The organism is Enterobacter sp. kpr-6, assembly GCF_900116015.1.
Lineage (GTDB): Bacteria > Pseudomonadota > Gammaproteobacteria > Enterobacterales > Enterobacteriaceae > Enterobacter_D.
Genome location: NZ_FOYH01000006.1, coordinates 200,861 through 221,273, shown reverse-complemented (window position 1 = coordinate 221,273; position 20,413 = coordinate 200,861). Strand labels below are relative to the sequence as shown.

Sequence of the window (20,413 nt, the reverse complement as noted above, 5' to 3'; positions counted from 1 at the left end):
CGGATTCTCTGTAGTGACGCCGCCCAGGGCGGTGTCTGTATTGCTCACAAATCTTTCCCCCTCTCCCTCAGGGAGAGGGCCGGGGTGAGGGTGGCATGGTGCCAGAATCCCCTCACCCTAACCCTCTCCCCTGGGGAGAGGGGATAAAGCATGGTGCTTTGTATTAATTATTCGACTGACACGTTTTCGAAGTGGTGTTTGCCTAATGGATCAACCACATAGCCTTTCACTTCTTTACGCACTGGCTCATAAACGGTGGAGTGAGCGATGATCAGCGCCGGAGCCTGGTCATGCATCACAACCTGCGCCTGTTTGTACAGTTCGATACGCTTGTTGTGATCGTCGGTCGCACGTGCCGGTTGGATCAGATCTTCAAACGGCTTGTAGCACCAGCGAGAGTAGTTGGAACCGTCTTTTGCTGCCGCACAGCTAAACAGGGTCGCGAAGAAGTTGTCCGGATCCCCATTGTCCCCGGTCCAGCCCATCATCACAGCCTGGTGTTCACCAGCTTTAGCACGCTTGAGGTATTCGCCCCACTCGAAGGTCACGATTTTGGCCTGAACGCCAATCTTCGCCCAGTCAGCCTGAATCATCTCAGCCATGCGGCGAGCGTTCGGGTTGTACGGACGCTGTACCGGCATCGCCCACAGTTCCACGGTCAGACCTTTATCCTGGCCCGCTTCTTTCAGCAGCGATTTCGCTTTCTCAACGTCGTAGTCATAGTCTTTAACGTCGTCGTTATAGCCCCACATGGTCGGCGGGATCAGGTTCTTCGCCGCAGTACCTGCACCCTGGTAAACCGCTTTGATGATCGCTTCTTTGTTCACCGCGTAGGTCAGCGCCTGACGCACTTTCAGATCGTCAAACGGTTTCTTCTCGGTGTTGAAAGAGAGGTAGCCCACGTTCAGACCGGCCTGCTCCATCAGGTTAATTTTGTCGTCTTTCTTCATGCGGGCGATGTCAGCCGGGTTCGGGTACGGCATCACCTGACATTCGTTTTTCTGCAGTTTTGCATAACGTACAGAGGCGTCCGGGGTGATGGAGAACACCAGGCGGTCGATCTGCGGCTTGGTGCCCCAGAAACCTTCAAACGCTTTGTACAGGATGCGGGAATCTTTCTGGTACTGCAGCAGCTGGAACGGACCGGTACCGATTGGGTTCAGGTCGACTTTCTCCGGCGTGCCGGCTTTCAGCATGTTGTCTGCGTACTCTTTAGACATGATGGAGGCGAAGTCCATGGCGAGGTCAGCCAGGAACGGGGCTTCCGGACGGGTCAGCACGAACTGAACCGTGTTGTCGTCCACTTTTTTCACTTCGCTGATTAACTCCGGCAGGCCCATGCCTTCGAAGTATTCATAGCTGCCACCGGACACTTTATGGTACGGGTTTTCGGTATTTTTCTGGCGGTCGAAAGAGAACACCACGTCGTCGGCGTTGAAATCACGCGTCGGTTTAAACTCTTTGTTGTCCTGCCACTTCACGCCTGCACGCAGGTGGAAGGTATAAGTTTTGCCGTCTTCGCTGACTTCCCACTTTTCAGCGAGGCCCGGGATCACTTCGGTAGTACCGGTTTTGAACTCAACCAGGCGGTTATAGATCGGCACAGAGCTTGCGTCGTAAGTGGTGCCTGAGGTAAAGAGCTGTGGGTTAAAGCCTTCCGGCGAACCTTCTGAACAGTAAACCAGGGTTTTGGCCTGAACACTTGCTGCGACGGTCATAGCCACCAGGCTAAGACCAAGCTTCAGCATCCCTGACTTCTTCAAGGAAATACTCATTATTCTGCTCCAATGTGATATGTGTTGTTTACCCGTTGCAGTGGGTATATCCGACAGGCCTTTATTTATTTTTTACCGGTCTGGTCGGTTGTGCCCGAAGGCGTCATGAGAGATGGGGAATCCTTTCACAAGGTTGACTGAGTTGCAGTGCAGATTCTCCGTGAAATGCCCCTCATGCCCTACAATCTGTCAACAGAATGTCAAAACGTCAATACAGGTAACCGGGATTTACAGCGACGGTGAGAATTGGCAAACAAAGATTAAAAAAAGTGCAGCCCACTATTTTCAGCAGGGAAATTTGTGCTACTACCCCACGACCAGAACAAACAACTGCTTTTTTTGTATGAATCAGTGATTAACATTTGCGCAGATTATGAAAAATTTCTGACGGAATGCTGAATATCTGAGCGATTAATACCGCGAACGTTAAAACGCACAGGTGAAAATGCTGAGGTTATCCATAAGCAACGCGAAAAAAGATTCAAATATGTATAAAAAAATACAATGGAATATGTCACAAATATGTGAAGAAACGGAGTGAAGTATAAAGCGGCGATTGAAACCGGATAATGCCCCAGAAAGCAAAAAACCCCACTCATTGAGCGGGGTTTTAAATTTGGTCGGTGACAGAGGATTACTCGCCACGGCGTGGCTCGCCCTGCGGGTCGTTGCTGCGCAACGCTCTCTCGCTTCGCTCGGGGCGAACCTCCTGCCCCCGGAGGTTCTTATCCTCACAGGCTTAAATGCAAAAAACCCCGCTCATTGAGCGGGGTTTTAAATTTGGTCGGTGATAGAGGATTCGAACCTCCGACCCCTTCGTCCCGAACGAAGTGCGCTACCAGGCTGCGCCAATCACCGAATGCGGGGCGCATCTTACTGCTCACCACGCTTACCGTCAATCCCTTAACATCAAAAAGCCTTTTGACTGGCGAGAAACTCGCCAGCACGCTCTGCGGGCAGAATGTTATTCGTACTGGATGTTAAACGTCACCATCGCGTTCGCCGCGCCTGGCGTCGCATTGGCGCGGACCGGCATGTAGCTGGCGATATAATTCAGCCTGTTTGAGCCATCAAACCAGACCACATGCGATACCGGCGTGCTGTCCGTTGCAACGGGCTTTTGCACCACGGGCGACGTGCTATCTGTTTTGATCTGTAAAGCGATCCCGGTAGCACCGCCAGGTTCCAGGGCGAAAAGAGCGGGATTGTCACTATCAGGTCTCCCGTCCATGGTCACCAAGGCGCTTGTTGCGTAAGAACAGTTTTTCAGCCCGATCGAAAATTTCTTCTGATTGAGTTCACTGCCAACGACAACCGGGCGCTTTAACGCCACGGGGCCCATCTCCACCTCGATAAGCTCCTGGTCCAGCTCACAGGTGCCTTCCGCGATGGTTAAGCTAAAGCGCAGTTCCCCGGCCGATCCAATATCCTTGGCCGCCGTAGCCGATGCTGCCGCCAGCAGCAAACAGGGCGCTATCACAGCATTTATCCATTTCATCCGGCTTACTCCACTTCCACACGCAGGGTCGCCACGCCTTCATAATTACCCCCGGCAGGCAGTGCGCCGGTAGTGCTGATGGGGTAAGCGCTGATTTTGGTTTTTGCGACGCGGTGTATATCGTCAACGAGCGGCGATACGGCCATTTCCTGCATTGAACTGGCGTCATTCGGAATTAATATCCCCTGGGCGCTTTCAACGATAACCCCCACGTCCGGGCTGCCGACATCAATGGCATTCGGATCGTTGTCGTTTGCTTTGCCTTCGATACGCAGGAAAACTTTTATACCGTCTGAAACATTGGCGCACTTGAACTGGAGTTCTTTGGTATAGACCGTCACGCCGTCTGGCTTCGCACCTTTACGATCTTTGAAATCACTGCTTGCGTATTCACCAAGATCAATTTCCAGGTTGCCGCTGTCCAGGGCGCAACTCTGACTGACAGTCACGCGACCACTGATATAAACCGAGGTGACGGGTTGACTATAACTCCCCGCCGACATGGTGGCGTAGACATCTACCAGTTGGGTATTGGGAATATCCGTTTCCCCCACGAAAGGTCGCACAATATACAGAGACAATTTCCCTACCGAGCCAGAACCCCAGTTTGCACTCTCATTGCCTTTGCAGCCTCCTCTGTCGCGTGCCCCATTCGATTCGTCTTCAAAGGGAACATTAATGTATCTTGGTCTGTTGCCTGCCAGTCTTACCTGTGCGGCAAAGGCAATATTATCGTTAACCTTGTAGTACTGAATTCCCGACACATCAATAACATCCCTAATGGGCGATACCGCTTTAAAATACGTGTAAGCAGTCTGGCTGGTATCATCAGGGCACTGACAGGTAGCGTGATAATAGTTCCCGCCGAGGTTCCAGTCTGCGAAATCTGTAACGGTGGTACCCGCGCTGTTTTGAGATGGATTGCTCAACTGCTTTTCCAGGGTGACATTAAAGCTATGGGTACCGCCTATTGTCTCGCAAGGCCCCCAGCCGTTTGCCAGTGCCTGCGCGGAAAACAGCCCCGCCCCCAGCACACCTGCAATCACGATACGTTTTTTAAACATCCGTTTTTCCTTCCCTGTTACCGGCACGTCGCACTGGCGATAACGACACCGATATTGTCCTGTTGTGGTGGTAGCGTGAACGTCACGCGGCACTGCTGCGCCTGCGCTTTCCCCCAGCTCACCTGCAAATCGCCTTTATCCGGCATCCCGCTGATATATAACTGACCATCTTCCCCGACGATGCTGCTCACTTCTTTCTTCGACTCCATTAACGTCGCCGTCGCGCCGAAAGGCACCGCGTTACCATTTGCCTGCTGAAGGGTCATTAACACGCGATAACCGACGCGGGTATCAAAACGCGCCCGCACAATCGCGCCACGCGTGGGCACAACGCTGACGGAGGCCGTGTCGAGATCGACCTTGTTGTTTAAGCTGTCGCTGCGCAACGCGATTTCGTTTTCACGGTAGGGGCTGAGATAAGGCGACACCGCGTTGCCCATCCAGTCCACTTCCACCCCGCTGTTATTCATGACATGCGCACCGCGGGCACCGGGCGCGGAAATGATGGCGATGGATTCACCTAATGGCTGGGCGAGGGTTATCCCTTCGCTGTGGGCAACCAGCCCGCCGCTCAGTCCGTAGTTCACCTGCTGGCTGTTGCGGCTGTAGTTGTAGCCCAGATTGACGTTCCCCACGCCGCCCTGATAGTCGAGATTGACGTTACCGCTGTTTCCGGTGCCGTTGCTCGCGTAGCCCTCTTGCACGCTGTAGCTTAAATTGCGGTCCTCCAGCGCCGAGCCACTCACGCCGACCTGTTGTGAGGTCCGTCCTCGCTGGTCGGTAGTCAAATGGTAGTTACTCCAGACGCGCCCAAGCGGAACAGATAATGAGAACGACCAGAGGCGATCGCTTTCATCCCATTCCGGGCTTTTGGTCCAGGTATAAGCGATGCTGTAACTCACCCGGCCAATCCGTCCGTTATACCCGGCGTTCACCGAGCGCTGTTTGCCTTCATCGCCCCAGTATTCCTGCTGGTTCGCGCTGAAATAAACCGAGCCATAGCTGCCCAGTTGCTGCGTGACGTTCGCCTGCATCTGGCTGCGTTTGTGGTAGCGGTCGTAAGTGCTGTCCGCCTCGCTACGCACGTCGGTGGCCTCGCGGAAGGAGTAGTACCCTTCGGTTGAGTAACGGTAGCCCGCCAGACGAAAATCCGTGCCGCTGTTAAAGGTTTTGGAATAGAGGAAGCGATAAGACTGGCCTTCCGCTTTTTCACCGTGCGCAAGCGTACTGTTTGCCTGGGTGACATCCAGCGACACCGCGCCAATATAACCAAAGTTTTTACCCAGCCCCGCCGCCAGCGCCTGGTAATCATCGGCAAAAACAGAGCCGCCGTAGAGGGTAAAGCCCAGCGGCAAACCGTATAGCGCCTCAAGCTGGGCGAACTTCGGCCTGGCACTGTCATAATTACCGGCGCGATACTCCCCCGCCGACAGGCTGTATTTCAAATGGCCTTCACGCTGAAACAGCGCAACGGAGGAGAAAGGTTGCGTAAACGTCTGCTCGCTGCCGTCGGCTTCTTTTATGGTGACGGTGAGATCGCCGCTGCTTGAGGTCGGATAGAGGTCGCTGATTTCAAATGCGCCAGGCTGCACAAAGCTGCGGTAAATCACGTAGCCATTCTGTTTGATGATCACCTCAGCATTGCTTTTGGCGATGCCGCGCACGACCGGCGCAAATCCTCGCTGGCTGTCAGGCAACATTTCTTCATCGGAGGAGAGCTGCGCGCCGCGTATTTGCACGCTGTCGAAAATCTCGCCGGAAGTGGAGGTGTCGCCCAGGGTGAACTGTGATTTCAGCGGGATGATGACCCGGCTTAACGACGTACCAAGGTTATCCCAGTGCTGATCGCCCTCGTTTTTGCTCCAGGTGCTGTAATTACGCAAACGCCATGCGCCCAGATTTATCCCGCTACGCATATTGAGGTAATAGCTGTCGCTGGTGTCGTTGGTGTTGTTTTCCGGATCGTCGTAGGTGGAATGGCTGCCGGAGAAGTTGTAATCCACCATTAACGCATTGATGCCTTCATCCCAGAGGGATTCGGACACGGTTCCGCGCGCGGTCTGGTTCATCGCCGCCTGTGGAAAACTCATCACCAGCGTTTGTTCAGCAAAATCGAAGTGGCTTGCCGCCTGAGGGATAATCTCGTCGAAGGCGACGCAGGCTTCCGGCGGGGCCATTTTCAACGCCGGGAAATTCTCAACCCGCACGCCCATTTCGGCGAGCTGCACGGGGCTTAAACAGGGGATCAGCGCTTCGCCCAGTTTTGCGCGCTGGCTTTCCGTGGCGGCTTTAAATTCCAGCGTGCGGGGAGCCATTTTCGTGTCGTTTACCACGACCGCTACGCGATATTTGCCCGGCAACTGATCGGCTTTATTTGTCTCATAAACAGAGAGATCAACATGCTGGTCGATTCCCGGCACGTCTTCCAGAAAGCGCGGATTAAATTTCCCGGCCTGCGCGGGCAGCGCCCCGGCCACCAGCAACGCCAGCGCCGTCAGGGGGAAACAGTGAGGGGTTTTTATCCGCGTGAAATGTGACCATGACATAAAAAAGAACCCTTAGACACGCTTAATTTACGTGCTGCGTCATCATGTCCCCGGACGTGCCGAAGTCATTAATAATGTTGTATTTGACTTCGCTGACATTCCCCGTCCCGGCAGGCAACGTGATAGTCAGTGACCCTTTGGCTGGCACCATCCCGGTTTTCTCAACGTCATGGCCATTCGCAGAAAATTTGTTAAAGGTGAGATTAAATGCAGAGGGATTATCGACTTTAATTTGATTCCCCCCGGCCCGCGAAAAACGTAATTGATTCCAGCCGTCCATGCTGCGGCCTTTCAGACCTTCAGGGCGATAAAATAATTTCAGCCGCGTGCGCACGGCAATCTGCAACGTATTGTTAGACGCCCCTTCGCTTTTCGAAGGAATCGCTTTCACGTTAACCCAGTAAACAGATTCACGATCCTGAGGTAATGAATTTGAAGTATTCACAATACGCAGGACATTATTTTTATTGGCGTTGAGTTTAAATAACGGTGGCGTAATGATAAAAGGCGTTTTTTTATTGCCTTTATCATCATCGATCCATGACTGGATCAAATATTCTTCGGTGGTGTTTTTATTGCTGACAGTTAAAGACGCTTCTCTTTTACTGCCGTCATAAATGACGCGCGTATGACTTAATGCCACGCCGCCCGCAAAACTGTGCTGGGCAAACAGCGCCAGCGACAGGGCCACGCATGAAGCGAAACCTGAACGATCCATCCCTCTCTCCCTGAGTATCCATGGATAAATGGCAGCAGAACGTTGCTGCCATCGTCATCCTGTCCTGTCTTATGCAGAAATGATTATTCGTAAGTCACGTTAAAATCGACGGATGCGTTACCGTAGCCCGTGGTCACGGCGTCTTTGGTCGCAACATAATTGGCAGAGTAGTAGAGAACCGTCTGACCGGCGGCCAGAGTATTGGTGGATTTGCCGGTGTTCAGTACGACAGACTTGTTGGCGTTATCATAAATGCTGATCGCCACGCCTGTTGCCGCGCCGACTTCGTTGGTCAGGGCCAGCATGTCTGGCTTAGTCGCATCGCCCATACCGCTGAAGCTGACGCTCACTTTGTTTTTGTCTGAAATGTCGCAGCCTTCCAGCTTAATTTTGAATTCTTTTGACGGGGATTTATCGCCCACCGCTTTGAAAACGGTCTTCGCAACCTGGCCGAGCACCACTTCCTGATACTGAGAATCGGTGGAAATTGCGCAAGGGGCGTCCACAATTTCCCCTGTAAATTTCACCGTACCATCACCCGGTGCCGCCGCAAATGCAGACGCGGAAAGAAGGGTAAGCGATGAAACTGCAGCAATTATTTTTTTCACAATTAACTCCATTTATTCGTTTAATTAATCAATACATTTAAATTTTATTTAACTGTATCCAGTGGGGAGGGGAATTATAGGGGGGCGATGTAAAAATGATATTTAGTTAAAGTGAAATATTTGTTTAAAGAAAATACAAGTCAACAAAAAACAACTGGGTTTACACATTAATAAAACAAATAATTAAGAGTGCCTTTTATATTGAATTCATATTGCTTCCCGGCAATATATAAAATTAATAAATAGTAATCTGCGATTTTTTGGCAAAAAAAAGCCCATGCCATGCATGAGCTTTTTCTCGTCAGTCCGGTTATTTCGCGGCAGTCTGCGCGCTGTCCGGGATATGACACCAGTTGTTGTTCTCGTTAATCCCACCGTCTGGTGAGGTATAACCCAGGCAACCCATAATGGTGTCGTACAGTTCCACATGGCGGCGTGGCACTTTGATGTCGGCCTGCTGCTTGAGATGCGCGAACATCTTCGCTTTATCCGGGTTCTCCAGATATTTATCCGACATCCATACCATCATCGGTACGCGGAACTGCTCTGGCGGAGCCATTTTACGCGGCGTGCCGTGCAGGTGCTCATACTCGTTGATCGACTCACCATGGTCGGCGGCGTAGAAAACAATCGCCTTCTTATCACGCACCTGATCAATCACGTTTTTGATGAAGTAATCCACGTAGGTCACGGAGTTATCAAACGAGTTGATCATCTCCTCTTTCGTGCATTTATCATCCACGTCCTGACACTCCGGCGTCCACTGCGCAAAGCTACGCGGATAGCGCTGGGTGTAGTTAAAGTGCGAGCCTTTGGTGTGGAAAATGATCAGGTGCTTGCCGTCGGTATTGTTGGCCAGCGATCCCTTCATTTCATCTAACAGCAGCGCGTCATCCACGCTCTTACCCCGGTTGCGCGGCTCAGCGCCGATCTGCTCGCGGTAGGCGATGTTGTCCGCCATGGTGTTGCTGTAGAACCACATTTCGCTCTGCATAGCGTACAGGTCGCTTGAGAAGCCAAGCTGTTTCAGTACGGCAAAGACGTTCTGTTCTTTTAAGGTACGCTGCGGATTTTCATCCGCCCCGCCCTCACGCACAAACATACAGCGCAGCGAGAGCTTGGTGGCGGTATCACAGGAGGTGCCGCGGAAGGCGACCAGGTTTTTCTCCTGGGACAGCAGCGGCGTGGTATTGCGCTCATAGCCGAGCAGACCCATATGATCCCAGCGCGTGGTTTCGCCGATGATAAACACCACGTAGGTGTCATCGAGATCGCCAGGCGCGACGTAAGAATATTTGGTCGCCGGGTTAATCAGCGATTTATCGGAGGACTCATCCACCTGCGCCCAGGCGTACAGGCCTAACGCCGACAGCCAGTTAGACGGCAGGTAGGAGTTGGCGACAACCCCGCCATAGCTCGGCATATCGACACCGCTGGTGCGCTCGACATTTTTTTGCTGAAGCTCCAGCAGGCGAATCGGTCCCCACACCAGCAGACCGGCCATCAGCACCACCAGCGCGCTGCGCGTGCGGATGCCCGGCGTGCGTAGCTGACGCCACAGTGTGTAACGGCTCCGGTTACTCCAGATTAAAATCAGCGGAATGGCGCTGACGCACACCAGCCAGATAATAAAGTGCAGCCCGACCACTTCTTTGGACAGGTCGATGTCGGTGGTCATTACGGAGGCAATAATGCCGTAGCCGATCACCACGTTCAAAAACGTCATGTAATAGCTGGCCCCGGCGGAAAAGAGCACAACCAGAGAGGTGAGCACGCGCCAGGTACGTCGGCCAAACAGCGAAAGAATACGAAGTAAGAAGAAGGTGACCAGCACGGTCCCGACCAGTTCAACAACCGCAGAAATGCCTTTCAGGATGGTGAAATCTTGCGCATATCCATCAAACCGACGAATAAAAACTGCGCTATTCATAAACAGACCAATGTACAGCGACAGCAGAAAACTCAGCCATTGCTGCGACATCGCTTTGATATATCTCATGCAAGATGCCCTGAAAAAAGGGATAAACAGCACCTGCTCACCACCATAAAAACGGCGTGCAGGCTAGTGGGACGCATCGGAAGTTAATACGGGAACTTCAACAAGCGCGAGTAGTAGAACACAAGGAAAAAGAAAAGTGCTACTTTGAGTGTGATCCAGCCATATATTTACAAAAATAATATATGGCTGATTGATGCAGGTTACCGTATCGGGAGGGGATCAGGAAGTAATAACGTTCAGGGTCACGTCAATGTTATCGCGGGTGGCGTTCGAATACGGACAGACAATGTGCGCTTTTTGCACCAGCGCTTCCGCTTCCTGATGATCCATACCGTGCAGGTGGATATCCAGTTGTGCCTCAATGCCGAAGCCGGTTGGCAACGGGCCGATACCGACCTGGCCTTCAATCCACGCATCCTGCGGCAGCTTCACCTTTTCCTGCGAGGCCACGTGCTTTAACGCGCCCAAAAAGCAGGCGGAATACCCTGCGGCAAAGAGCTGTTCCGGGTTGGTGCCCTCGCTGCCCGCCCCGCCCATCTCTTTCGGTACGGAAAGTTTAATATCCAGCACGCCGTCGGATGAGGTCGCCCGGCCATCACGGCCACCGGTTGCTTTGGCTTTTGCGCGGTACACCACTTTTTCTAAAGACATGGGTTGCTCCTTTCGTTGAAAGACCTGCCACTAAGGATAGACCGTGCCACGCGTAACGTGGCGCTTTTTGCTTAATGGTGAGTCAGCGCGTGCGCCTCGTTATAGTATTCGCGCTGCGGCTGACGAATGGTGGTGGAGAGCGCCAGCGACAGGATCAGCAGGGCGAAGATGACGCAGAACGTGATGTAAAACCCGCCGAACAGCGAGGCGATAATCGACCCGCAAATGCTGCCGATCCCAAAGCCTAAATAAATCACGCCGTAGTTTTTCGCCAGGTTATTCAGGCCGAAGAATTCGCTGACCAGCGACGGGAACACGGTGATGGTGCCGCCAAAATTAAAGGCGATGCAGGCGATAGCGGCAAAGAAGCTGACTTCGTTCAGCGGGGCGAACAGCAGGGCCGCCATGCCGACCAGCGAAACCACCTGGCCCAGCGTAATTACGCGGATGCGGGACATTTTATCCGACAGAATGCCCAGCACCAGACGCCCGGAGAGGTTAGCAATGGCGATCACCGTGACCGCATTGGCGGCGGTCGCCAGATCCAGATGCACCATGGTCTGCGCGATATCTTTTGCCACGCCAATCACATACAAACCGCTCATGCAGGCGGTCAGGAACATCACCGCCAGCATCCAGTACTGCGGCTTACGCATCGACTGCGCCAGCGTGAAGTCGTTTTCCACCACGCCGTTGGTCATGGTCGCTTTTTGCTGCGGGGCGTCTTTCATCAGCGTTGCGCCAAAGAGGATCATCACCAGCACAATCGCGGCCCAAATCATAAACGTTTTTTCCAGACCGACGGTGGCTAACAGATGGCTGTCGATAAACTTAAAGCCGAGGCTGCCAAGGCCATAAGAGCCAATGGAAAACGCTGAAATCAGCCCCTTACGCTCCGGGAAGAATTTCACGCAGTTAGACAGAGTAAGCAGATAACCCGCGCCGTCGGCCAGACCCACCAGCACGCCCGCGCTCAGCCACAGCATCAACAAACTGTTAGCGTGCGCCGTGAGGAAAAAGCCAAGGCCCAGCAGCAGGCCGGATGCCATGGTGACGCGCTTCACGCCAAAGCGTTCCTGCAATTTACCGGCGACCGACGAGGAAATCGCCAGCCCCAGGCTTAACAGACCGAAAGAAAACGCTACCTGGCTTACCGGCTCATCCAGTTTCTCGGCCAGCGCGCTATTGAACAGACTCCAGGTATAAACCGATCCTAAGGCGAATTGCGTAATGATGGTCCCAGCCAGCGTCAGCCAGCGGGTCCGGTTCAGGGATGATGTTGTCATGGCAGTCTTCCTGCGTAAGCAAAAGGGAAATTCTCTGCCATCAACCTTAGCGAAGCGCGTTTCATGCCAGGGGTAAAAAGGCATGAAATGCAGTGAGAGCGGAATGAAATGCCTTGCAGCGGGAATGAATGACCGCGCCTTTTGTCAGCCGACGCGATTTTTGGGAGGTAAGTTAGTACGCACTATCGCTACCAGGCGCGTGACTGTTGTTGATGAAATGTAATTAGTTTGTATCAGAAGCGCGCACTGACGCCCATGCTGTAGAGGTAGTTTTGTCCGGTCGCCATATTCTCTGACTGCGACATCGAAGCGTAAGCCGCCATATGCGGATTAAGCAGCATATCCGCGCCGAGGGTCACATCCATCCAGTTGCCGTACTGGTTTGACGCCGATAAGCGGTTAAGGCCGGACTGGGTCTTCCACATATTCTCGCCAAACTGCTGGTTGTAGCTGATTTGCGCCCAGGGCCGCAGATCCCCAAACCGGCTATCAACCCGCCAGCCAAACGAACTGACGCTGGCGTGCCAGAGCGGATCGGTAAAATTGGGACTGGGAGGACCGTCGCCAAACTCATTAAACATGGAAGACGTTGAGCCATCATAATGCCAGACGGCCACCGGCCCGGTGGTCACGCTCTTGATAAGCGGAATATTCCAGCCCAGACTCATGGTGCTGGTCGCATCCATTGGCGTGTCATCCGGCAAATTAAAGCTAACGCCGGGCGTGTTCTGTGAAGAGCGGATCCGCTCTTCGAGGATATCGTCATAACGCGGTTGGTGATCGCTATCCCATGTATAGCGATCGGTCGTATTACTTTGCGTGTCGGTAACGATATATTCCTGTTGCCATGCGTAAGACGTCTGGCAAAAAAGCGCACAGACAGTCACAAGCGCCAGTTGGCAGCCACTGTATTTTTTATTCTTCATCGACGCGACTCCAGAAAAGAGCCAATACGTTGTTATCGTTTTTCGGATGAGGGGTAAGACCCTGTATTAACTATTGTCTCTTTGACAGACACGTCAAGCCAGCACCGATAATTTCTTTTGTGATTGCCCGCAACTTTAAAAGGGAGAAATACATGCAACGCTGCGGTTGGGTGAGCCAGGATCAACTTTATCTCGATTATCACGACAACGAATGGGGTGTCCCCCAGCGGGACGGTCAGAAACTCTTTGAGATGATCTGCCTGGAAGGTCAGCAGGCGGGCCTGTCGTGGATCACGGTACTGAAAAAACGCGAAAACTATCGCCGCTGTTTTCATCATTTCGATCCGGTGCGCGTCGCCGCCATGCAGGAAGAAGACGTGGAAAGGCTGCTGCTGGACGCGGGCATTATTCGCCACCGGGGGAAAATCCAGGCGATTATCGGCAACGCCCGCGCGTGGCTTGCGATGGAGCAAAACGGCGAACCCTTCGCAGATTTTGTCTGGTCATTTGTGGATAACCACGCGCAGGTGACCCGCGCCGCCACGCTTGCAGACATCCCCACCACCACACCCGCGTCCGATGCCTTATCCAAAGCGCTGAAAAAGCGCGGCTTCAAGTTTGTCGGCAGCACCATCTGTTACTCTTTCATGCAGGCCTGCGGGTTAGTGAATGACCACATCACGGTCTGCTTTTGCCACCCGGGAGGCGACGATGATCCACGAATGGCACAATAACGACACCGCGCCCCTGCTGGCGCTGTGGCTGGAAAGCACCACCTTTGCGCATCCTTTTATTGATGAAAAGTACTGGCAGGAGAGTGAAGCGCTGGTGCGCGACGTCTATTTACCCTCCGCCAGCACCTGGGTGTGGGAAGAGGACGGCGTGGTTCAGGGATTTATCAGCGTGATGGAGTCGCAGTTTGTTGGCGCACTGTTTGTGCGACCGGCTGCTCTGGGCAAAGGGATTGGTCGGGCGCTGCTTGAACATGTCAAACAGCGCCACGAGGTATTACGTCTTGAGGTCTACCAGAAGAATGGCCGGGCAGTAAATTTCTATCATGCGCTCGGCTTTCGGATTGAAGACAGCGCCTGGCAGGAAGAAACGCACCACCCGACGTGGATCATGCGCTGGCAGGCGGATCAAACGCCGTAAGCGTCAGCGCCGGCCCGGTGTATTTTTCCACCCACGCCAGCGCCGTATTCCCGGCACAGCCGTTACCGAGGCGGGAACTGGGGAGATCTTTGGTCAGCACATTGACCGCGCCATTTTTGCAGATCCCCCCGGCAGACGGATCGAGATCCGGCCAGCCGCCTTCGTGTATACACAACACGCCCGGACGAATGCCCTCCGTCACCACCGCGCCCGCCAGCACCTGCCCGCGACCGTTCCACACGCGCACCAGATCGCCCGCTTTAATCCCACGCGCTTCGGCATCCCGAGGGTGCAGCGTCACAGGCTCCCGCCCGGCCACGGCATATTCCTCACGCAGTGAGGCGTAACTTAACTGACTGTGCAGACGGTGCGCCGGGTGCGCGGAAAGCACCTGCAACTGCTCAGCCTGCGCATTGCCGTGCCACTCGTCAGGCGCGAGCCACATCGGGTGCGCCGGGCAATCGGCATAGTTAAAGGAGGCAATACGCTGTGAATAAATTTCGATTTTACCGCTGTCGGTTTTCAGCGGGTTCGCCACTGGATCGGCGCGGAACGCCGCAAAACGCACGAATCTGGCGTTTTCTTCGCTCTCCGGCATCTCAATAAGCTGGTTCGCTTCCCAGAATTCGGCAAACGGCGGCAGGGTGACGTTCTGGCTTGCCCCACGCTGTCCGGCAATCTCATAGAAGGTTTCCAGCCATTGCAGATCGCTTTTACCTTCAGTGAAACGTTCGCGACCGCCGCGTTCCCAGCGCTCGCTGAGATCGGCGAAGACCTCGAAATCATCGCGTGCTTCATCGCGCGGCGGCACGACCTGCTTCATCGGGACCAGGTGCTGATTGCTGTAGTCGCCGGTCATGGTGAGATCGTTACGTTCAAACGAGGTGGTGGCAGGCAGCACGATGTCGGCGTGTTTTGCCGCGGCCGTCCAGTAGCATTCGGAAATCACCACCAGTTCTGGCTTCTGCCAGGCGCGGATCAGGCGATTGGTATCCTGATGATGGGTAAAGTTCGCACCGCCCGCCCACCAGACAAATTTAATCTCCGGGAAATGGCGATCCATCCCGTTGTGCTGATACGCCCCGCCGGGGTTTTCCAGCGCTTCAACGATGCGCGCCACCGGGATTTTATCCACCGCGTCCGTACCGCCCTGCACGCTGCCCTGCATTGACGCCAGCACCGCCGCACGACGCGTCGGGTTGCCGCCGTTGGCAAAGTGATACGACAGGCCAAACCCGCCGCCGGGGGTGCCGATCTGTCCGAGCATGGCGGCCAGCGTCACCAGCATCCAGTGTTTTTGCTCGCCAAACTGCTGGCGCTGCATCCCCCAGCCGGACATCAGCATGGTGGTGTTTTCATGGAAAAGTTGCGCCAGTTCGCGGATTTTCGCCGCATCAAGCCCGCAAATTTCTGCTGCCCACTCAGCGGTTTTCGCCACGCCGTCGCTGGCCCCCGTCAGATACTGAGCGAAAATGTCATAGCCCGTGGTGCAGCGCGCCAGAAACGCCTCGTCCTGCCAGCCGTTTTCCACCAGCGTATGGGCGATGCCGAGCATCAGCGCCACGTCCGTGCCCATATGCGGAGCCAGCCACTCCATGCGATCGCCGAAGAAATCAACGGTTTCCGATCGCATCGGATCGATGCAGATCAGGCGTTTGCCGCTGTTTCGCAGCTGTTCAAAATAGCCAATGCCCTGCTCGTCCGAGGCATTCCAGGCAATCTTTAAAGTGTTCAGCGGGTTAGCGCTCCACAGCACCACTACATCGCTATGTTCAAGCACCAGCGGCCAGCTTGTCTGCTGTTGATACACCTCATTGCCGCCGACCACATACGGCATGATCGCCTGCGCCGCGCCGGTGGAGTAGTCGCCCAGATGCCCGGTGTAGCCCCCCGCCAGGCTCATATAGCGCTGCAACAGGGTGGCGGCTTTGTGCAGCACGCCGTTTGAGCGCCAGCCATACGAACCGGCAAAAATTGACGCCGGGCCGTAGCTTTCCCGAATGCGGGCATGCTGGGCGTGGATCAGATCCAGCGCCTCATCCCAGCTAACGCGCACAAATTCATCCTGCCCGCGTACGCCCTGCGGGTTATCTGGTGAGTTTAAAAATCCTTTGCGCACCATTGGGAAACGCACCCGGCTGGGGCTATGTACCTGATCGCGAACGGCAGTTTGCAACGAATTGTGATGCGATGTGGGCAGCGCACCGCGGGAAGAAAAGACATTTTCCCCGTCGGTTTCAACGAGCATTGGCCCCCAGTGGGCAGCCGTAAGGACTGTTTTTAAAGAAGATTGTGTCAAAACTTGCGCTCCCGGTGCAGGTGTCACGGACGCTCGTGCGCCGTTTAATGTTTTTACAATAATTCAGAATCTTTCCGAACATTTTTGACCTGGTGCCCGGTCATAATCAACCGCCATTATGGTTGAGCATAGAATTATTAATTATTAAGGATGTTTGATGAAAAAAAGTGCCCTCCTCATTGCAGCGGCCGTTTGCGGCGCGCTGGCGGTTTCAGGCTGCACCACAAATCCTTACACCGGCGAGCGTGAAGCCGGTAAAGCCGGCATCGGCGCGGGCATTGGCTCGCTGGTAGGCGCGGGCGTGGGCGTGCTCTCCTCCTCGAAGAAAGATCGCGGCAAAGGCGCACTGATTGGCGCAGCGGCAGGCGCGGCCCTCGGCGGCGGCGCGGGCTATTACATGGATGCGCAGGAAGCCAAACTGCGACAGAAAATGCAGGGAACGGGCGTGAGCGTAACGCGTAATGGCGACAACATCGTGCTGAACATGCCGAACAACGTGACCTTTGATAGCAGCAGCGCGACGTTAAAACCGGCAGGCGCGAATACCCTGACCGGCGTGGCGATGGTGCTGAAAGAGTATCCGAAAACGGCGGTGAACGTGGTGGGTTACACCGACAGCACCGGCGGCAAGGATCTGAACATGCGCCTGTCACAGCAACGTGCCGACGCGGTGGCGAGTTCGCTGATCACCCAGGGCGTTGACGCAGGCCGCCTGCGCACCAGCGGCATGGGCCCGGCGAATCCTATCGCCAGCAACAGCACCGAAGACGGCAAAGCGCAGAACCGCCGCGTGGAGATCACGCTGAGTCCGCTGGCGTAGTTTTTGGGTACCCCTCACCCTGAGGGATAAAGACAGACCCTCACCCCAACCCTCTCCCTCAGGGAGAGGGAGAAAGGCCAGTCCGCGCTCGGGCTCTCCCCTCTCCCCAGGGGAGAGGGCCAGGGTGAGGGGAAAACCCTCTCCGCTAAAATATGTTAATCTCCAGAAAGTTACCCCAGGAGACGGACATGAACGCAAAGGCAGCGCGCCCGACGATCAGCGATGTCGCAAAAGCGGCAAAAACAGGTAAAACCAGTATTTCGCGTTATCTCAACGGCGAAAAACATCTTCTCTCCGACGCTCTGCTGGCGCGCATCGAACAGGCCATTGCCGATCTGGATTACCGCCCAAGCCTGATGGCGCGTGGGCTAAAGCGCGGGCGCACCCGTCTGATTGGCCTGATCATCGCCGACATCACCAATCCCTACTCCGTTAACGTACTCAGCGGCATTGAAGCCGCCTGCCGCGAAAAAGGCTTTACCCCGCTGGTCTGTAACACCAATAACGAACTGGATCAGGAGCAGCATTATCTCGACCTGCTGCGCAGCTACCAGGTTGAAGGGATCGTGGTAAACGCGGTCGGCATGCGCGAGGAAGGACTAAACCGTCTGCAACAGTCCTCCCTGCCGATGGTATTGATTGACCGCAAAATCCCTGACTTCGCCTGCGATGTGGTTGGCCTCGATAACACTCAGGCGGCAACCACCGCAACTGAACATCTGGTCGATCAGGGATTTGAAGCCCTGCTGTTTCTCAGCGAACCGCTCGGCACGGTGAACACCCGCCGCGAACGCCTGAGCGCCTTTCACGCCACGCTTGCCCGTTACCCCGGCGTGATTGCGGAAAACGCCGAAGTCCCGCTGCATGAAGCCGGGCAGATTGACAACGCCCTGCGCCAGTTTCACAGCCGCCACCGGGGAATGCGCAAGGCCGTCATCTCCGCAAACGGCGCGTTAACCCTGCAAGTCGCCCGCTCGCTCAAACGCCTCGGCCTGCACTGGGGTAGCGATATCGGCCTGCTCGGTTTTGACGAACTGGAATGGGCGGAACTGGCGGGCGTCGGCATCACCACCCTCAAACAACCCACCTGGCAGATTGGTTTCGCCGCTGTCGAACAGGTGGTGCGCCGCATCGATGGCACCGACGATACCGTGCGCGAGCAGGTTTTCTCTGGCGAACTGATCGTTCGCGGCTCCACCTCCCGATAACTCCCCTTCGTGATGGCGATCATGCTTTCGCCATCGCAAACTTTCTTTTGGAACCGGTTCCATCTAGCTTAAATAACAGAGTTACGAGCTGGAGCAGAAAGATGCAAAGAAAAATTATCGTCGTCACCGCCGCGTATGGCCATGAGCGCATTCAGGCGCTGGGCGGCCAGGCGGGTGTGCTGCCGTTTATCGCGGATGCCGGAGCCGACGGTGTGGAAATCCGCCGCGAGCTGTTCGATGCGGAGACCCTGAACGCGCTGCCCGCACTCGCCGATCTTATCGAATCGCACCAGTTGCTGGCCTGCTATTCCGCGCCCGAACCATTGTGCCTGCCCGACGGCACGCTCAACCCGTTACTGCCCGCGCTGCTGGCAGAAGCCCGCACGCTCAACGCCCTGTGGCTGAAAGTCTCGCTGGGACATTTTCAGCATAAAACGGTGCTGGAGACGCTGCGCACGTGGCTTGCCGACAGCGGGATGGCGCTGGTGGTGGAAAACGATCAGACCGACTGCGGGCAACTGGCCCCTATGCAGCGCTTTAAAGCAGCCTGCCGGGTGATGAATCTCCCCGTGACGCTGACTTTTGATATGGCGAACTGGCTGTGGGTGGGCGAATCGCCAGAAGAAGCCGCACGCCATCTGGCTCCTGCCGTCAGCTATATCCATGTGAAAGCGGCCGTGGCGCACCATTTTCATTACCGTGCGGTGCCGCCGGATCAGGCCGAGGAGCGCTGGTCAGAATTGCTGAATCAGCTTCCCGCCGATGTCCCGCGTGGGATCGAATTTCCGCTTGAAGGGCGCGATTTAACCGCCGTTACGCGCCGTTACGTTGACTTATTACGCGAGGAGTAATGCCATGGAAAACGCTCTGGATGTGATTACCATTGGCGAAGCCATGGCGATGTTTGTTGCCACCGAAACCGGCGATCTGGCCTGCGCGGAGCACTTTATTAAACGCGTGGCGGGCGCAGAGTTAAACGTAGCGACCGGCCTTGCACGCCTCGGTCTGAAGGTGAACTGGGTGAGTCGCGTGGGCGATGACAGCTTCGGCCAGTTCGTGCTGAACACGCTGCAAAAAGAGCGCATCGGCACCGCAGGCGTGGCCATTGATGGCCGCTATGCCACTGGTTTTCAGTTGAAATCTAAAGTTGAAGATGGAACCGATCCCACCGTGGAGTATTTCCGCAAAAACTCCGCAGCCAGCCATCTTTCCACTGATGATTTTGATGAAGCGATGTTTTCAGGCGCACGCCATTTGCATTTAAGCGGTGTGGCGGCGGCGTTGTCTGCCAGTTCATACGATCTGCTGGATCGCGCAGCAGGCGTGATGAAAGCGCGCGGTAAAACGATCTCCTTTGATCCCAATCTGCGGCCAGTGCTGTGGAAAAGCGAAGCCGAGATGGTGGAAAAACTTAATCGCCTCGCTTTTCAGGCCGACTGGGTTCTGCCTGGATTAAAAGAGGGCGTGATCCTCACCGGTGAGAAAACCCCGCAGGGCATCGCAGATTTTTACCTGGCGCGGGGCGTGAAAGTAGTCGTGATTAAGACCGGCACCGACGGTGCATGGTTCAAAACCGCCAGCGGCGAAGAAGGCGCAGTGGCGGCGATAAAAGTTGAGAACGTGGTCGATACCGTCGGCGCGGGCGACGGGTTTGCCGTCGGGGTGATTAGCGCCCTGCTGGAAGGCAAACCGCTTAAGCAGGCGGTAGAGCGGGGGAATAAAATCGGCTCGCTGGCGATCCAGGTCCAGGGCGACAGCGAAGGTCTGCCGACGCGCGAACAGCTTGGCGAGGGGTGACGTCCTCGACCCTCACCCTAACCCTCTCCCTGAGGGAGAGGGGACAGATCGAGCGTGGACTGCCCT

The 20,413-nt window shown here is 55.1% G+C and carries 17 protein-coding genes, 1 tRNA gene and 1 other RNA gene; 6 read left to right on the top strand and 13 right to left on the bottom strand.

The genetic code is table 11. The annotated features are described in order from the left end of the window. Positions 1-167 precede the first annotated feature (167 nt). From dppA to BM373_RS15550, 12 genes are all read right to left on the bottom strand, one after another. On the bottom strand, positions 168-1,775 hold the full coding sequence (gene dppA, locus BM373_RS15615; protein WP_090463171.1) for a dipeptide ABC transporter periplasmic-binding protein DppA: 1,608 nt from the start codon (positions 1,773-1,775) through the stop codon (positions 168-170). Positions 1,776-2,392: 617 nt separating this feature from the next. Beyond that, a non-coding RNA gene (locus BM373_RS15600) (RtT sRNA) lies at positions 2,393-2,524 on the bottom strand. Positions 2,525-2,556: 32 nt separating this feature from the next. Further along, a tRNA-Pro gene (locus BM373_RS15595) sits at positions 2,557-2,633 on the bottom strand. 106 nt (positions 2,634-2,739) lie between these two features. Continuing rightward, positions 2,740-3,273, bottom strand: a complete 534-nt coding sequence (gene lpfE / locus BM373_RS15590) for a long polar fimbrial protein LpfE (RefSeq protein WP_090463165.1) — start codon at positions 3,271-3,273, stop codon at positions 2,740-2,742. 5 nt (positions 3,274-3,278) lie between these two features. Further along, positions 3,279-4,337, bottom strand: coding sequence for a long polar fimbrial protein LpfD (gene lpfD / locus BM373_RS15585; protein WP_090463163.1), 1,059 nt, complete (start codon positions 4,335-4,337; stop codon positions 3,279-3,281). Between the two features lie 17 nt (positions 4,338-4,354). Next, entirely contained in the window at positions 4,355-6,883 is a 2,529-nt protein-coding gene (lpfC, locus tag BM373_RS15580; RefSeq protein WP_090463160.1) for an outer membrane usher protein LpfC, read from the bottom strand. 22 nt (positions 6,884-6,905) lie between these two features. After that, on the bottom strand, positions 6,906-7,601 hold the full coding sequence (lpfB, locus tag BM373_RS15575; protein ID WP_090463157.1) for a long polar fimbrial biogenesis chaperone LpfB: 696 nt from the start codon (positions 7,599-7,601) through the stop codon (positions 6,906-6,908). A gap of 83 nt (positions 7,602-7,684) precedes the next feature. After that, positions 7,685-8,209, bottom strand: a complete 525-nt coding sequence (gene lpfA / locus BM373_RS15570; protein ID WP_218159475.1) for a long polar fimbrial major subunit LpfA — start codon at positions 8,207-8,209, stop codon at positions 7,685-7,687. A 310-nt stretch (positions 8,210-8,519) separates the two neighbouring features. Next, positions 8,520-10,208 carry a kdo(2)-lipid A phosphoethanolamine 7''-transferase gene (eptB, locus tag BM373_RS15565; RefSeq protein ID WP_090463151.1) on the bottom strand — a complete coding sequence of 563 codons (1,689 nt, stop codon included), beginning with the start codon at positions 10,206-10,208 and terminating at the stop codon, positions 8,520-8,522. A gap of 219 nt (positions 10,209-10,427) precedes the next feature. Next, positions 10,428-10,859, bottom strand: coding sequence for an organic hydroperoxide resistance protein (locus BM373_RS15560; RefSeq protein WP_090463148.1), 432 nt, complete (start codon positions 10,857-10,859; stop codon positions 10,428-10,430). Positions 10,860-10,930: 71 nt separating this feature from the next. Further along, positions 10,931-12,145 (bottom strand): L-lactate MFS transporter, encoded by a 1,215-nt coding sequence (locus BM373_RS15555; RefSeq protein ID WP_090463145.1) that lies wholly within the window; start codon positions 12,143-12,145, stop codon positions 10,931-10,933. A 233-nt stretch (positions 12,146-12,378) separates the two neighbouring features. After that, positions 12,379-13,071 (bottom strand): autotransporter domain-containing protein, encoded by a 693-nt coding sequence (locus BM373_RS15550; RefSeq protein WP_090463142.1) that lies wholly within the window; start codon positions 13,069-13,071, stop codon positions 12,379-12,381. A 152-nt stretch (positions 13,072-13,223) separates the two neighbouring features. Here BM373_RS15550 and tag point away from each other — a divergent pair, with 152 nt between their 5' ends. Further along, positions 13,224-13,805, top strand: coding sequence for a DNA-3-methyladenine glycosylase I (gene tag, locus BM373_RS15545; RefSeq protein ID WP_090463139.1), 582 nt, complete (start codon positions 13,224-13,226; stop codon positions 13,803-13,805). Continuing rightward, the gene (locus BM373_RS15540; RefSeq protein WP_090463137.1) at positions 13,783-14,223 is read left to right on the top strand and encodes an N-acetyltransferase; all 441 of its coding nucleotides are present in this window, start codon (positions 13,783-13,785) and stop codon (positions 14,221-14,223) included. Before tag ends, BM373_RS15540 begins: the two co-directional genes overlap by 23 nt. On the opposite strand, the gene BM373_RS15535 is transcribed toward BM373_RS15540, so the two are convergent. Then, the gene (locus tag BM373_RS15535; RefSeq protein WP_090463134.1) at positions 14,192-16,522 is read right to left on the bottom strand and encodes a molybdopterin guanine dinucleotide-containing S/N-oxide reductase; all 2,331 of its coding nucleotides are present in this window, start codon (positions 16,520-16,522) and stop codon (positions 14,192-14,194) included. The genes BM373_RS15540 and BM373_RS15535 overlap by 32 nt on opposite strands. 157 nt (positions 16,523-16,679) lie before the next feature. Here BM373_RS15535 and BM373_RS15530 point away from each other — a divergent pair, with 157 nt between their 5' ends. The 4 genes from BM373_RS15530 (at position 16,680) to BM373_RS15515 (ending at position 20,347) form a co-directional block, all read left to right on the top strand. After that, positions 16,680-17,342, top strand: a complete 663-nt coding sequence (locus BM373_RS15530; RefSeq protein ID WP_090463128.1) for an OmpA family lipoprotein — start codon at positions 16,680-16,682, stop codon at positions 17,340-17,342. A 188-nt stretch (positions 17,343-17,530) separates the two neighbouring features. Beyond that, positions 17,531-18,550, top strand: a complete 1,020-nt coding sequence (locus BM373_RS15525) for a LacI family DNA-binding transcriptional regulator (RefSeq protein WP_090463125.1) — start codon at positions 17,531-17,533, stop codon at positions 18,548-18,550. Positions 18,551-18,651: 101 nt separating this feature from the next. Then, positions 18,652-19,401: a sugar phosphate isomerase/epimerase family protein gene (locus tag BM373_RS15520; RefSeq protein ID WP_090463121.1), complete on the top strand. Its 750-nt coding sequence runs from the start codon at positions 18,652-18,654 to the stop codon at positions 19,399-19,401. Positions 19,402-19,405: 4 nt separating this feature from the next. After that, a complete protein-coding gene (locus BM373_RS15515) occupies positions 19,406-20,347 on the top strand; it encodes a sugar kinase (RefSeq protein ID WP_090463118.1) in 942 nt (313 codons plus the stop codon). Positions 20,348-20,413 lie beyond the last annotated feature (66 nt).

Excerpts from the sequence above, each read along its gene's own strand:
- dppA (WP_090463171.1), bottom strand. The coding sequence starts at position 1,775 with ATGAGTATTTCCTTGAAGAAGTCAGGGATGCTGAAGCTTGGTCTTAGC.
- lpfE (WP_090463165.1), bottom strand. The coding sequence starts at position 3,273 with ATGAAATGGATAAATGCTGTGATAGCGCCCTGTTTGCTGCTGGCGGCA.
- lpfD (WP_090463163.1), bottom strand. The coding sequence starts at position 4,337 with ATGTTTAAAAAACGTATCGTGATTGCAGGTGTGCTGGGGGCGGGGCTG.
- lpfC (WP_090463160.1), bottom strand. The coding sequence starts at position 6,883 with ATGTCATGGTCACATTTCACGCGGATAAAAACCCCTCACTGTTTCCCC.
- lpfB (WP_090463157.1), bottom strand. The coding sequence starts at position 7,601 with ATGGATCGTTCAGGTTTCGCTTCATGCGTGGCCCTGTCGCTGGCGCTG.
- eptB (WP_090463151.1), bottom strand. The coding sequence starts at position 10,208 with ATGAGATATATCAAAGCGATGTCGCAGCAATGGCTGAGTTTTCTGCTG.
- BM373_RS15560 (WP_090463148.1), bottom strand. The coding sequence starts at position 10,859 with ATGTCTTTAGAAAAAGTGGTGTACCGCGCAAAAGCCAAAGCAACCGGT.
- BM373_RS15555 (WP_090463145.1), bottom strand. The coding sequence starts at position 12,145 with ATGACAACATCATCCCTGAACCGGACCCGCTGGCTGACGCTGGCTGGG.
- BM373_RS15550 (WP_090463142.1), bottom strand. The coding sequence starts at position 13,071 with ATGAAGAATAAAAAATACAGTGGCTGCCAACTGGCGCTTGTGACTGTC.
- tag (WP_090463139.1), top strand. The coding sequence starts at position 13,224 with ATGCAACGCTGCGGTTGGGTGAGCCAGGATCAACTTTATCTCGATTAT.
- BM373_RS15540 (WP_090463137.1), top strand. The coding sequence starts at position 13,783 with ATGATCCACGAATGGCACAATAACGACACCGCGCCCCTGCTGGCGCTG.
- BM373_RS15530 (WP_090463128.1), top strand. The coding sequence starts at position 16,680 with ATGAAAAAAAGTGCCCTCCTCATTGCAGCGGCCGTTTGCGGCGCGCTG.
- BM373_RS15525 (WP_090463125.1), top strand. The coding sequence starts at position 17,531 with ATGAACGCAAAGGCAGCGCGCCCGACGATCAGCGATGTCGCAAAAGCG.
- BM373_RS15520 (WP_090463121.1), top strand. The coding sequence starts at position 18,652 with ATGCAAAGAAAAATTATCGTCGTCACCGCCGCGTATGGCCATGAGCGC.
- BM373_RS15515 (WP_090463118.1), top strand. The coding sequence starts at position 19,406 with ATGGAAAACGCTCTGGATGTGATTACCATTGGCGAAGCCATGGCGATG.